General features: G+C 65.8%; 12 protein-coding genes. 5 read left to right on the top strand and 7 right to left on the bottom strand.

The annotated features are described in order from the left end of the window. Position 1: 1 nt before the first annotated feature. Both lolD and IB232_RS04320 read right to left on the bottom strand, forming a co-directional pair. Complete coding sequence (gene lolD, locus IB232_RS04315; RefSeq protein WP_137971801.1) at positions 2-685, bottom strand: lipoprotein-releasing ABC transporter ATP-binding protein LolD; 684 nt, start codon at positions 683-685, stop codon at positions 2-4. After that, positions 678-1934, bottom strand: a complete 1257-nt coding sequence (locus tag IB232_RS04320; protein ID WP_192397329.1) for a lipoprotein-releasing ABC transporter permease subunit — start codon at positions 1932-1934, stop codon at positions 678-680. The genes lolD and IB232_RS04320 overlap by 8 nt, the downstream gene beginning before the upstream one ends. A gap of 98 nt (positions 1935-2032) precedes the next feature. Here IB232_RS04320 and IB232_RS04325 point away from each other — a divergent pair, with 98 nt between their 5' ends. Genes IB232_RS04325 through IB232_RS04335 form a run of 3 tightly spaced genes read left to right on the top strand, consistent with a single transcriptional unit; the run spans position 2033 to position 3617 of the window. Further along, a complete protein-coding gene (locus IB232_RS04325; protein WP_192397330.1) occupies positions 2033-2605 on the top strand; it encodes a PilZ domain-containing protein in 573 nt (190 codons plus the stop codon). After that, entirely contained in the window at positions 2605-2901 is a 297-nt protein-coding gene (locus IB232_RS04330) for a phosphodiesterase (RefSeq protein WP_192397331.1), read from the top strand. The genes IB232_RS04325 and IB232_RS04330 overlap by 1 nt, the downstream gene beginning before the upstream one ends. Next, the gene (locus IB232_RS04335; protein ID WP_192397332.1) at positions 2898-3617 is read left to right on the top strand and encodes a glycerophosphodiester phosphodiesterase; all 720 of its coding nucleotides are present in this window, start codon (positions 2898-2900) and stop codon (positions 3615-3617) included. Before IB232_RS04330 ends, IB232_RS04335 begins: the two co-directional genes overlap by 4 nt. A gap of 152 nt (positions 3618-3769) precedes the next feature. Here the strand turns inward: IB232_RS04335 and sthA are convergent, their stop codons facing one another. The 3 genes from sthA to IB232_RS04350 form a co-directional block, all read right to left on the bottom strand. Beyond that, positions 3770-5164, bottom strand: coding sequence for a Si-specific NAD(P)(+) transhydrogenase (sthA, locus tag IB232_RS04340; RefSeq protein ID WP_192397333.1), 1395 nt, complete (start codon positions 5162-5164; stop codon positions 3770-3772). A gap of 163 nt (positions 5165-5327) precedes the next feature. Next, complete coding sequence (locus tag IB232_RS04345; RefSeq protein WP_318652232.1) at positions 5328-6344, bottom strand: FAD:protein FMN transferase; 1017 nt, start codon at positions 6342-6344, stop codon at positions 5328-5330. A gap of 88 nt (positions 6345-6432) precedes the next feature. Continuing rightward, positions 6433-7884 (bottom strand): glyceraldehyde-3-phosphate dehydrogenase, encoded by a 1452-nt coding sequence (locus IB232_RS04350; RefSeq protein ID WP_192397334.1) that lies wholly within the window; start codon positions 7882-7884, stop codon positions 6433-6435. Between the two features lie 152 nt (positions 7885-8036). On the opposite strand from IB232_RS04350, the gene mfd reads away from it, so the two are divergent. After that, entirely contained in the window at positions 8037-11477 is a 3441-nt protein-coding gene (gene mfd, locus IB232_RS04355; protein ID WP_192397335.1) for a transcription-repair coupling factor, read from the top strand. Between the two features lie 13 nt (positions 11478-11490). Then, a complete protein-coding gene (locus tag IB232_RS04360; protein WP_192397336.1) occupies positions 11491-12015 on the top strand; it encodes a CsiV family protein in 525 nt (174 codons plus the stop codon). A 62-nt stretch (positions 12016-12077) separates the two neighbouring features. Here the strand turns inward: IB232_RS04360 and IB232_RS04365 are convergent, their stop codons facing one another. Then, positions 12078-12815, bottom strand: coding sequence for an S-methyl-5'-thioinosine phosphorylase (locus IB232_RS04365; protein WP_192397337.1), 738 nt, complete (start codon positions 12813-12815; stop codon positions 12078-12080). A gap of 15 nt (positions 12816-12830) precedes the next feature. After that, positions 12831-13814, bottom strand: coding sequence for a beta-N-acetylhexosaminidase (gene nagZ, locus IB232_RS04370; RefSeq protein WP_192397967.1), 984 nt, complete (start codon positions 13812-13814; stop codon positions 12831-12833). Positions 13815-13825: the final 11 nt, after the last annotated feature.

The following is a 13825-nucleotide window of genomic DNA, read 5'->3' on the forward strand; positions in this document are numbered from 1 at the left end:
ATCAGGCAGCCACCAGCTTGCCGTCTTCCAGGCGCAGCACGCGATCCATCTGCCCTGCCAGTTGCGGGTCATGGGTCACCACCAGGAAGGCGGTCTGCGACGAGGAGCTGAGCTCGCGCATCAGGTCCTGGATACCCTGGGCGGTGTGCTGGTCGAGGTTGCCGGTCGGCTCGTCGAGCAGTACCAGCGCCGGGTTGTTGACCAGGGCGCGGGCAATGGCCACGCGCTGGCGTTCGCCACCGGACAGCTCGGCCGGCTTGTGTGACAGGCGATGCCCGAGGCCGACCCGCTCCAGCAGCGCGGTGGCACGCTGGCGTGCTTCCGGTATCGGGGTCTTGCCGATCAGCAGCGGCATGCACACGTTTTCCAGCGCGGTGAATTCCGGCAGCAGGTGGTGGAATTGGTAGACGAAGCCCAGCGCGCGGTTGCGCAGCAGGCCGCGGGCTTTTTCGTTGAGCGCAGAGAGTTCCTCGCCGGCCAGCCAGACGCTGCCCTTGCTCGGCGTATCCAGGCCGCCGAGCATGTTCAGCAGCGTGCTCTTGCCCGAGCCGGAGGAACCGACGATGGCCACGCGCTCGCCGGGCAGCAACTCCAGCTCGACATTGGCCAGCACCTCGACCGTCTGCGGGCCTTCCTCGTAGCTCTTGCCCAGGTTGCGGCAACTCAGGACGGACTTGTCACTCATAACGCAAAGCCTCCGCTGGCTGGGTGCGCGCCGCACGCCAGGCCGGGTAAAGGGTGGCAAGGAAACTCAGGACCAGGGCGGCACCGCAGACCAGCGCCACATCCGAGCCCTGCACCTGCGAGGGCAGGTAATCGATGAAGTACACCTCGGCATTGAGGAACTGGATGCCGAGCAGATTTTCCAGGCCCTTGATCGCCCCGCTGACGTTGAGCGCGGCGAGCACGCCGAGCACGCCGCCGACCAGGGTACCGACGATGCCAATCACCGAGCCCTGGACCATGAAGGTCAGCATGATCTGCCGCGGCGTGGCGCCGAGGGTACGCAGGATGGCGATGTCGGACTTCTTGTCGGTCACCACCATCACCAGGGTGGAGATGATGTTGAAGGCGGCCACTGCGACGATCAGCAGCAGCAGCAGGCCGATCATGGTCTTCTCCATACGGATGGCCTGGTACAGGTTGCCGTGGGTGCGGGTCCAGTCGCGGGCGTAGAAGTCCTGCTCGCGCAACAGGGTGGCCAGTTCCCAGGCCACCTGGGGCGCCTGGAACAGGTCATGCAATTTCAGGCGGATGCCCTGCACCTCGCCCGGCTTGAGGCGCAGCAGGCGGCCGGCGTCCTGTACGTGGGTCATCACCACATGGCCGTCGATCTCGCCGGCGCCGACATGGAAGATGCCGACCACGGTAAAGCGCTTCATGCGCGGGAACATGCCGGCGGGCGTCACGGCCACCTCGGGCGCGACGAAGGTGACCTTGTCGCCGATCTTCAGACCGAGCTTCTTCGCCGCCAGGTCGCCGATGACGATGCCGAAGCCGCCGGCCTTGAGCGAATCGAGCGCGCCCTGATCCTTGAGGAAGTAGTCGCCAATGATCGACACCTTGCCTTCCTCGACCGGGTCGATGGCGTTGACCAGCACCTTCTGCACCTGGCCGTTGTGGGTCAGCAGGCCCTGCATCTGAGTGAAGGGAGCAATGGCGGCCACCTGCGGGTGACGCAGCAGGCCTTCGCCGATGGTGCGCCAGTCCTTGATCGGCGTGGGGCTGTCGAGGGTGGCGTGGGGCACCATGCCCAGAACGCGGTCGCGCATCTCGCGGTCGAAACCGTTCATGACCGACAGCACGACGATCATCACCAGCACGCCAAGGGCCAGGCCGATGATGGAGGTGAGGGAGATGAAGGAGACAAACAGGCTGCGGCGCCGGGCCTGCGTATAACGCACGCCGATAAAGAACGGCAGGGGTCTGAACATGAGTGAAGGGTTCGCTGGCGGAAAGAGAGAAACGTCCTTGTGGCGGGGCTTGGCGCGCGGCTTTACACTCAGACCACCACTGCTGCCATGGGTTCGCCATGTCGATTCAAGACGCCGATGATCGCCGCGAATACTACCGTATCGAGGATACGATCGCACTGGATTTCAGCCTGCTCTCCAGGGCCGAAGCTCACGCCAGTGACCCGCTGCACGATAATTCTCCGCTGTTCAATTTGCTCAGCGAACTGCACCTGATGGACTTCGAGTCGCAGCACCTGCTGCGGCATATCAGCGAGCGCGACCGCACCCTGGCCAATTACCTCAAGGTGATGAACAAGCGCATCGACCTGCTCGGCCAGGCCGTGGCGCAGAGCCTGCTGCGCGACATCGGTGCGCCGCGGCGGGTGTCCATCTCCGAGGGCGGCATCAGCTTCAATCACGGCCAGGTGATACCGGCTGGCAGCCATCTGGCGATCAAGATGGTGCTGATGCCCCAGGCCCTCGGCCTGCTGCTGCGCGCCAAGGTCGTGCACTGCCACAATCGAGACGATGGCCAGTTCGAGATCGGCACCGAGTTCGAGGCACTGACAGACGCCCAGCGACAGCTGCTGGCGCGCCACATCCTGCAGAAGCAGGCACTGGAGCGCCGCCAGGCGCGGGGGCAGGACTGATGCGCGCCCTGCCACTGATGCTCGCCCTGCTGTTGCCGTTGCCGACACTGGCGGAAACCATCGAGATTCCCGTCGGCCAACAGGGCGACGCGGTCGCCGGCCTGCCCAAGCTGGGCGAATCCAGAAGCTCGGTGCTGGCGCGCTTCGGCCTGGCCGACGAGGAACATCCGCCGGTGGGCCAGCCACCGATCACCCGCTGGGACTACCGCACCTTCAGCGTCTATTTCGAGTATGACCACGTGGTGAACAGTGTGCTTCACCACCAGCCCCGCCATCCCATCAAGGAACAACAGTGACCCTTATCTACGGCCACCGCGGCGCCAAGGGCGAAGCACCGGAAAACACTCTCGCCAGCTTCCAGCAATGCCTTGCACATGGCGTCACCCGCTGCGAGCTGGATCTGCATCTGTCACGCGATGGCGAGCTGATGGTGATCCACGACCCGACCCTCAAGCGCACCACCGGCCGCCGCGGCAAAGTGGTGGAGCATGATGCCGAGGAGCTAACGAATCTGGATGCACGCCTGGGCGGCCCGGGCTGGAAGACGCTCTGCCCCATTCCCAAGCTGGAAACCCTGTTCGAGCAGTGCCCCTTCGAGCACTGGCAGCTGGAAGTCAAAAGCGCCTCGCGGGTGCGTGCCGCGCGTACCGTGCTGGCCATCCAGGCCTTGGCCGAACGCTTCGGCATCAAGGACAAGGTCACCGTCACCAGCAGCTCGCGCGAAGTGCTGCGCGCCCTGCGCCGCCTGACTCCGGAACTGTCGCGCGGCCTGGTCGCCGAGTACAACTGGCTCGACCCGCTCAAGGTCGCCGCCCACCACGAGTGCTCGATGCTCGCGCTGAACTGGACCCTGTGCACCCCGGAACGCCTGCTCAAAGCGCAGAAGGCCGGCCTGCATGTGTCGGTCTGGACGGTCAACGAGCCGGCCCTGATGCGCCGCCTGGCCGACTTCGGCGCGGACAGCATCATCACCGACTTCCCGGGGCTGGCGGTCGATACGCTCAAGCGCTGAGCGCACTTCTCAAGGACAAAAAGAAACCGGCCCGAGGGCCGGTTTTTTTTGCAGCAGCGCGCCTGGTCAGAAACTCTCCCGATTCGGCCAGCGCCAGGTGCGGGAGTCGCTGAGGGGATCCCCGACCGGCTCAGGCCACCGGTCGGAGCCGCTCAGAAAAGCCGGTTGAGACCGTCGAACGCCGCCACCCGATAGGCCTCGGCCATGGTCGGATAGTTGAAGGTGGTGTTGACGAAGTACTTGATGCTGTTCGCCTCGCCCTTCTGGTTCATGATCGCCTGACCGATATGCACGATCTCCGAGGCCTGGTAGCCGAAGCAGTGCACGCCAAGGATTTCCAGGGTCTCGCGGTGGAACAGAATCTTCAGCATGCCCACCGGCTCGTGGGAGATCTGTGCCCGCGCCATGCCCTTGAAGAAGGCCTTGCCGACCTCGTAGGGAATCTTGGCCTGAGTCAGTTCCTTCTCGTTCTTGCCGATCGAGCTGATCTCCGGAATGGTGTAGATGCCGGTCGGCACGTCGTCGACGAAGCGCCAGCTGTCGTTCTCCACCGCGCTGCCGGCGGCCGAACGCCCCTGGTCGTAGGCGGCGCTGGCCAGGCTAGGCCAGCCGATCACGTCACCGGCGGCGAAGATGTTGCTGATCTGCGTGCGGTACTGCTGGTCGACCTCGATCTGGCCGCGACTGTTGACCTTGATGCCGATGTTCTCCAGGCCCAGCCGGTCAGTGTTGCCGGTACGGCCGTTGCACCACAGCAGGCAGTCGGCCTTGATCTTCTTGCCCGACTTGAGGTGCAGGATCACGCCGTTTTCCAGACCCTCGATGCGCTCGTACTCTTCGTTGTGGCGAATCAGCACGTTGTTGGTACGCAGGTGGTAGCTGAGCGCGTCGGAAATCTCGTCGTCGAGGAAGCTCAGCAACTGGTCGCGGTTGTCGATCAGGTCGACCAGCACACCCAGGCCGCTGAAGATCGAGGCGTACTCGGAGCCGATCACGCCGGCGCCGTAGATGATGATGCGTCGCGGGGTGTGGGTCAGGCTGAGGATGGTGTCGCTGTCGTAGATGCGCGGGTGGTGGAAGTCCACGTCCGCCGGGCGATAGGGGCGCGAGCCGGTGGCGATGACCACTTGCTTGGCCACCAGCTTCTCGACCACGCCGCTGTTGCACACCACTTCCACGGTCTGCTCGTCGGCGAAGCTGGCGGTGCCGAAGAACACGTCGATGCGGTTGCGCGCGTAGTAGCTGGTGCGCGAGGCGACCTGCTTGGAGATCACCCGCTCGGCGCTCTTCAGCACGTCGGGGAAGGAGAACCAGCGTGGTTCGCCGATCTGGCGGAACAGCGGGTTGGTGTTGTACTGCATGATCTGCCGCACCGAGTGGCGCAGCGCCTTGGACGGGATGGTGCCGAGGTGGGTGCAGTTGCCGCCCACCAGCGGACGGTTGTCGACCACCGCCACCTTGCGCCCGGCCTTGGCCGCGTTCATTGCCGCGCCCTCGCCCGCCGGACCGGAACCCAGCACCACCACGTCGTAGTTGTAGACCGCCATGCTTACTCCTCATCGCGCACCGGGCCGCTCGATACAGATCGGCAAGGCCCGGATCGACCGCGCCCCCATGGCCGCGGCTCTCGAAACTCTTTACACAGCTTAGCCGTGCAATTTTGCCCGGCACATTAGCGCTTGGTCGCGGCGTAGGCGAGCTTTCTCTCCACTACATGCCCGCGTCAGGCGCCTGCGGCTCGCCGAAGCGGCGCACGAAAGCCGTGCTCGCCCGGGTGACGAAGCGCTCCCCGTCGCGCCGGATAAACAGCGCGGCGACACCCTCGCGTTCGGCGTAGGCCATGCCCGCCTCGGGACCCAGCACCATCAGAGCGGTCGACAGGCCATCGGCACGCAGCACCGAGGCATCCACCACGCTGACCGAGGCCAGGTCGTGGCTGACCGGCCGCCCCGTGCGCGGGTCGAAGGTATGCGAATAGCGCTGGCCGCCGGCCTCGAAGTAATTGCGGTAGTCACCGGAGGTGGATGCGCCAAGACCATCCAGAGCCAGGCGCAGCTGCTCTTCGCGCCCCTCGTCGAGCGGCGCCTCGATGGCCACCGTCCAGGGCGAACCGTCCGGCTTGCGCCCGACCGCCTTCAGCTCGCCGGTGATCTCCAGCAGGAAGCTGCGCACACCCAATTCGTTCAGGCGTGCGGCGATGCGGTCCACCGCCGCGCCGGCGGCGATGGCGTCGAGATCGACGCGCAGGAACACATCCTTGCACAGCCGCTCGCCGTCGATGCGCAGGTGGCGCTGGCCGATCGCGGGCAGCACCGCGGCAATCTCCTCCGCGGCCGGCACGCGACGACCGCGCGATTGCGCGCCGAACCCCCAGAGGTCCATCAGCGGTTGCACGGTGAAATCGAAGGCGCCCTCACTGCCGGCGGATAGCTGGGCACCGAAGCGCACCAGCTGCAGCACCGGCTCGGGCATGGCCATGCATGCGCCCGCCGGCAGCTGGTTGAAACGCGACAGGTCTGAGTCCGCGCGCCAGGTCGACATCTGTCGGTCGATCTCGACCAGCATGCCCTCCACCTCGGCCTGCAAACGCTCGCGCGGCGGCGCGCCTTCGGCCTGCACATATTTCAGCGAGTAATGGCTGCCCATGGTCGGCCCGCCGAACTCCTGCAGCGCATCGCCACAGCCGTTCAGCAACAGGATCAGGAACAGCACAGAGAATCTGGCCACAAGGGAATTCCGTTGCAATCAGGCGCAAGCCTAGGCGCAGAAAACGAAAACGGGAGCCGAAGCTCCCGTTTTGCGTATTACCCGGCGCTTAGCGCGGGAAGGCCGGCGGGTTGACCCCAGCCATCTCTTCCATCACGCGCACCACCTGGCAGCTATAGCCGAACTCGTTGTCGTACCACACGTACAGCACGACGCGGTTGTCGTTGCAGATGGTGGCTTCGGCGTCGACCACACCGGCGTGGCGCGAGCCGACGAAGTCGGTGGACACCACTTCCTGGGACTGGACGAAGTCGATCTGCTTCTGCAGGTCCGAGTGCATGGCCATCTGGCGCAGGTACTCGTTGATCTCTTCGCGAGTAGTGGCCTTCTCCAGGTTCAGGTTGAGGATGGCCATGGAGACGTTCGGCGTCGGTACGCGAATGGCGTTGCCGGTCAGCTTGCCTTTCAGGACCGGCAGGGCCTTGGCGGCTGCAGTGGCGGCACCGGTCTCGGTGATCACCATGTTCAGCGGGGCGCTGCGGCCACGGCGATCGCCCTTGTGGAAATTGTCGATCAGGTTCTGGTCGTTGGTGTACGAGTGAACGGTTTCGACGTGACCGTTGACGATGCCGTATTGATCGTTGACGGCTTTCAGCACCGGCACGATGGCGTTGGTGGTGCAGGAAGCAGCCGAGATGATCTTGTCGTCAGCGGTGATTTCGCTGTGGTTGATGCCGTGCACGATGTTCTTCAGCGCGCCCTTGCCCGGTGCGGTCAGGACGACGCGGTCGACACCCGGGCAGGCCAGGTGCTGGCCCAGGCCATCGGCATCGCGCCATACGCCGGTGTTGTCGACCAGCAGGGCATTCTTGATGCCGTACTGGGTGTAGTCGACTTCGGTCGGCGACTTGGCGTAGATCACCTGGATCAGGTTGCCGTTGGCGGTCAGGGTGTTGTTTTCCTCGTCGATGGTGATGGTGCCATCGAACTTGCCGTGCACCGAGTCACGGCGCAGCAGGCTGGCGCGCTTGACCAGATCATTGCTGGAACCCTTGCGCACGACAATGGCGCGCAGGCGCAGGCCGTCGCCGCCACCGGTTTTCTCGATCAGGATGCGCGCCAGCAGGCGGCCGATGCGGCCGAAACCGTACAGAACCACGTCGGTGCCTTCGCGGGCAGCGCCGTTCTGCTTGCCAACCACGTCAGCCAGCTCGTCCTTGACGAACTGCTCGACGGCACGGCCGTTGCCTTCGGTCTTGAACTTGCTGGCCATCTTGCCCAGGTCCACGGAGGCGGCGCCGAGCTTGAGGTCGCTCATAGCCTTGAGGATCGGGAAGGTATCGTGAACCGACAGCTCGCTGCCTTCGTCAGCCAGGCGGTGACGGGCGAAGCGATGGGCTTTGAGGATGTCGATCACCGAACGGTTGATCAGACCACGGCCGTAGATCGAGGTCACCACGCTGTTGTTGCGGTAGAGCTGACCGATCATAGGAATCATCGCTTCTGCGAGGGCTTCACGATCAATCCACTCACCGAGACACTGGTCGGGCTTCTGGGTCACGGGCAATTACCTTCCACATGTAGGGGCTGAAAAAAGGGGCTACATTATGACGGCGCCCACTGCACTGAGCAATGTGCGCCCGTCGTAACTGACAGTAGATACCTCCGCTCGTTACAATCGCCCCCTTCTTTTCGCCTGGGGCCGTGACACCCGTGTCCGTACTGCACTTGCCGAAACTGCCGGGCGCCGCCGGCAAACAGCACTGGGGCAACCTGCCCGGGGCCGCGCTGAGCCTGGCTGTCGCCGAGGCAGCCAGCGCCGCCAAACGCTTCACCCTGCTGCTGACTGCCGACAGCCAGAGCGCCGAGCGCCTGCAGGAAGAGCTGGCGTTCTTCGCCCCGGACCTGCCGGTGCTGCACTTCCCGGACTGGGAAACCCTGCCCTACGACGTGTTCTCGCCGCACCAGGACATCATTTCCCAGCGCATCGCCACCCTCTATCGCCTGCCGGAGATCAAGCACGGCGTGTTGGTGGTGCCGATCGCCACCGCCCTGCACCGCCTGGCGCCGACCCGCTTCCTGCTCGGCTCCGGCCTGCTGCTGGACGTCGGCCAGAAGCTCGATGTGGAAGAAATGCGCGCCCGCCTGGAAGCCGCCGGCTACCGCTGCGTGGATACCGTCTACGAGCATGGCGAGTTCGCCGTGCGCGGCGCGCTGATCGACCTGTTCCCCATGGGCAGCGATACGCCCTACCGCATTGACCTGTTCGACGACGAGATCGAGACCCTGCGCACCTTCGACCCGGAGACCCAGCGCTCGGTGGACAAGGTGGAGTCGATCCGCCTGCTGCCGGCCCGCGAGTTTCCGCTGGAGAAGAAAGCCGTCACCGACTTCCGCGGGCGCTTCCGTGAACGTTTCGACGTCGACTTCCGCCGCTGCCCGATCTACCAGGACCTCGCCTCCGGCATCACCCCGGCCGGCATCGAGTACTACCTGCCGCTGTTCTTCGAGGAGACCGGGACTCTGTTCGACTACCTGCCGGGCGACACCCAGGTGTTCTCTCTGCCGGGCATCGAGCAGGCCGCCGAGCAGTTCTGGACCGACGCACGCAACCGCTACGAGGATCGCCGCGTCGACCCCGAACGCCCGCTGCTGCCGCCGGCCGACATCTTCCTGCCGGTGGAGGACTGCTTCGCCCGCCTGAAGAACTGGCCGCGCGTGGTAGTCAGCCAGGAGGACGTGGACGTCGGCGTCGGCCGCGAGCGTTTCGACGCCCGCGCCCTACCCGACCTGGCGATCCAGGCCAAGGCCAGCGAGCCGTTGGCCGCACTGCGTCGCTTTATCGAGGAATACCCGGGCCGTGTGCTGTTTAGCGCCGAGTCTGCCGGTCGCCGCGAAGTGCTGCTGGAGCTACTGGCGCGCCTCAAGCTGAAACCGGTGGAAGTGGCCGGCTGGAAGGAATTTACCGACAGCAGCGAGCGCCTGGCCATTTGCATCGCCCCGCTGGACGAGGGCCTGCTGCTCGACAAGATCGCCCTGGTCGCCGAGAGTCCGCTGTTCGGCCAGCGGGTGATGCAGCGCCGCCGCCGCGAGAAATCACGCGACGGTGGCGACAACGTGATCAAGAACCTCACCGAGCTGCGCGAAGGCGCGCCGGTGGTGCATATCGACCATGGCGTCGGCCGCTACCTGGGCCTGGTGACCATGGAGTTTGACGGCCAGGCCGCCGAATTCCTCGCCCTGATGTACGCCGAGGAAGCCAAGCTCTACGTGCCGGTGGCCAGCCTGCACCTGATCGCCCGCTACACCGGCAGCGACGACGCCCTGGCCCCGCTGCACCGCCTGGGCTCGGAGACCTGGCAGAAGGCCAAGCGCAAGGCCGCCGAGCAGGTGCGCGACGTAGCCGCCGAGCTGCTCGACATCTACGCCCGCCGCGCCGCCCGCGAAGGCTATGCGTTCAAGGACCCGGCCGCCGACTACGCCACCTTCAGTGCCGGCTTCCCCTTCGAGGAGACCCCGGACCAGCAAAACGCCATCGACGCGGTGCGCGAGGACATGCTGGCGGCCAAGCCGATGGACCGCCTGGTGTGCGGCGACGTCGGCTTCGGCAAGACCGAGGTGGCCATGCGCGCCGCCTTTATCGCCGTGCACAGCGGCCGTCAGGTGGCAGTGCTGGTGCCCACCACCCTGCTCGCCCAGCAGCACTACAACAGCTTCCGCGACCGCTTCGCCGACTGGCCGGTGACGGTCGAGGTGATGAGCCGCTTCAAGAGCGCCAAGGAGGTCAACGAGGCCGTGGCCAAGCTGGCCGAGGGCAAGATCGATATCGTCATCGGCACCCACAAGCTGCTGCAGGACGATGTGCGCTTCAAGGACCTGGGTCTGTGCATCATCGACGAGGAGCACCGCTTCGGCGTCCGTCAGAAGGAGCAGCTCAAGGCCCTGCGCAGCGAAGTCGACATCCTCACCCTGACCGCCACACCGATCCCGCGCACGCTGAACATGGCGGTGTCGGGCATGCGCGACCTGTCGATCATCGCCACCCCGCCGGCACGCCGCCTGTCGGTGCGCACCTTCGTCATGGAGCAGAACAACCCCACGATCAAGGAGGCGCTGCTACGCGAACTGCTGCGCGGCGGCCAGGTGTACTACCTGCACAACGACGTGAAGACCATCGAGAAGTGCGCCGCCGACCTGGCCGCACTGGTGCCCGAGGCACGCATCGGCATCGGCCACGGGCAGATGCACGAGCGCGACCTGGAGCGGGTGATGAGCGACTTCTACCACAAGCGCTTCAACGTGCTGGTGGCCTCGACCATCATCGAGACCGGCATCGACGTGCCGAGCGCCAACACCATCCTCATCGAGCGCGCCGACAAGTTCGGCCTGGCCCAGCTGCACCAGTTGCGCGGCCGCGTCGGCCGTAGCCACCACCAGGCCTACGCCTACCTGCTCACCCCGCCACGCAAGGGCATGACCGAGGATGCGCAGAAGCGCCTGGAAGCCATAGCCAACGCCCAAGACCTGGGCGCGGGCTTCGTCCTGGCCACCCACGATCTGGAAATCCGCGGCGCCGGCGAGCTGCTCGGCGACGGCCAGAGCGGGCAGATCCAGGCCGTCGGCTTCACGCTCTACATGGAGATGCTCGAGCGCGCGGTCAAGGCCATCCGCAAGGGCGAGCAGCCGAACCTGGAGCAACCGCTGGGCGGCGGCGCCGAGATCAACCTGCGGGTGCCGGCGCTGATCCCCGACGATTACCTGCCGGATGTGCACAGCCGCCTGATCCTCTACAAGCGCATCGCTTCGGCCGCCGACGAAGAAGGCCTAAAGGAGCTGCAGGTGGAGATGATCGACCGCTTCGGCCTGCTGCCGGAGGCGAGCAAGAACCTGATGCGCCTGACCCTGCTCAAGCTGCAGGCGGAAAAGCTCGGCATCAAGAAGATCGACGCCGGCCCTCAGGGCGGCCGCATCGAATTCGCCGCCGACACCTGCGTCGACCCGCTGGTGCTGATCAAGCTGATCCAGAGCGCCCCGAACCGCTACAAGTTCGAAGGCGCCACGCTGTTCAAATTCCAGGTGCCGATGGAGCGCCCGGAAGAACGCTTCAATACCCTGGAGGCGCTGCTGGAGCGCCTCGCCCCGCAATCCGCCTGAAAGGACTGACCCAATGCGCGCGTTTCGCCACCTCACCCTGCTGCTCTGCCTGCTGGCCCCCCAGGCCTTCGCCGACGGCCTGTTCCAGATCGAAGTGCTGGTCTTCCGCCAGGGCGGCGAAGCCCTCTCCTCCAGCCAGCCGGCGCCGGATGACTGGGCCGTGGGCGCCGCGCCCATCGCCGGTAACGAGCGCGGCACCGCGCTGAACGACGAGGCCGCCAAGCTCAACCCGGGCAATGGCTACGAAGTGCTGCTGCACAAGGCCTGGGCGCAGAACCTGGCAGCCGTGCCGACCAAGTCCGCGCTGAGCACCGGCAACGAGCAGTTCGGCCACTTCCCGGTGGAAGGCGTGGTGTCCTTGAGCGAACAACAGCGCCTGATCGACCTGGAAGCGGACTTCTGGATCAACCGCTTCGACACCGACGGCCTGCTCAGCGGCAGCGAGCGCGTGCGGCAGAAGACCCGCCTCAAGCTGGGCGAGCTGACCTACCTGGACAACGGCAGCCTGGGTGTACTGGTGAAAGTTACCCAGCCCTGATCCTTGCTGCATAAATGAAAAAGCCCCGCGATGCGGGGCTTTTTTGTTTCTGGTCGGCAGGCTCAGGCGCTCAATACATGCCCCAGCACAGCGCGCACCTTGTCGATACCGCGGGCCAACTCCGCCTCGATCTCGGCCATAGTGATGATGCCGCTGGACTTGCCGGCCGCCGGGTTCACCACCAGCGCCAGGCAGGCGTAGGGCAGCTCCAGCTCGCGGGCCAGGGCGGCTTCGGGCATGCCGGTCATGCCGACGATGTCGCAGCCATCGCGCTCCATGCGGGCGATCTCCGACACCGTCTCCAGGCGCGGGCCCTGGGTAGCGCCATACACGCCGTGGCTGCTATGTGGGTAACCGAGCTTCTGAAGGGCAGCGATCAGCCGGCCACGCAGTTCCTCGTCGTAGGGGTAGCTGAAATCGATATGGGTGACGTGGTCGATCTCGCCCTCGAAGAAGGTATGCGCCCTGCCCCAGGTGTAATCGATGATCTGGTGCGCCACGCACAAGTGGCCGCTGCCCATCGCTGCATGGATTCCGCCAACTGCGTTGACCGCCAGGATCGCCTCTGCGCCAGCCTGCTTCAGCGCCCACAGGTTGGCGCGGTAGTTCACCTGGTGCGGCGGGATGCGGTGCGGGTGCCCGTGGCGTGCGAGGAACAGCACCTCGTGGCCGGCGTACTCGCCGCTCAGCACCGGGGCCGAAGGCGCCCCGTAGGGCGTATCGATGGTTTGCGCCTGCTTGAGGGTGAGGCCTTCCAGCTGAGTGAGGCCGGTGCCGCCGATGATGGCGTAGGTGGTCATACGGTGTTTCCTTAATCAGTCGATCAGCTGCGCCGCGCGCAGGGCGGCGATAGCCTGCAGCCAGCGCGGCTGCTCGCGGTAATCGGTACGAGCGAAGCCGCGGCCGCGCATGCGCGCCATGCCCTTGGGCGGCTGCACCTTGAGGCGCTGCAGGGCCCCGAGGGCCAGCTCGGCGGAGGCGCGGTCGTTACACACCAGGCCCATGGCGCAGCCGGCGTTCAGTGCCGCCTCGATACGGCTGGCGGCATCGCCCACCACATGGGCACCGGCCATGGACAGGTCGTCGCTGAAGATCACCCCATCGAAGCCCAACTCGCCCCGCAGGATCTCCTGCAGCCAGCGCCGCGAGAAGCCGGCCGGGCCGGAGTCCACCTGCGGGTAGATGACATGAGCAGGCATCACCGCCGCCAGCTGCTGGCTCAGGCGCTGGAACGGGATCAGGTCCTTGGCGCGAATCTCATCCAGGCTGCGCTCATCCACCGGGATGGCCACATGGGAGTCGGCCTCGGCCCAGCCGTGGCCGGGGAAATGCTTGCCGGTGGCAGCCATGCCCGCCGCATCCATGCCGCGGATGAAGGCACCGGCCAGACGAGTGGCCAGCTCGGCGTCGCCTTCGAAGCTGCGGCTACCGACCACGGCGCTGCGCTGGTGATCCAGGTCCAGCACCGGGGCAAAGCTCAAATCCAGGCCCACGGCCAGCACCTCGGTGGCCATCAGCCAACCGCAGTGCTCAGCCAGCTGCTCGGCGTCGTTGTTATCGGCCAGGGCACGCATGGCTGGCAGGCGCACGAAGCCGTTGCGCAGGCGCTGCACGCGGCCGCCTTCCTGGTCCACCGCCAGCAGCAGGTCCGGGCGCATGGCGCGAATGGAGGCACACAGCTCGCGCACCTGGCGCGGGTCTTCGATATTGCGGGCGAACAGGATCAGGCCACCGACTTCCGGCTGGCGCAGGATGCGGCGGTCTTCGGCGGTCAGCCAGGTGCCCTGGATGTCCAGCATCAGGGAGCCGT

This window comes from Pseudomonas sp. PDM15 (assembly GCF_014851565.1).
Lineage (GTDB): Bacteria > Pseudomonadota > Gammaproteobacteria > Pseudomonadales > Pseudomonadaceae > Aquipseudomonas.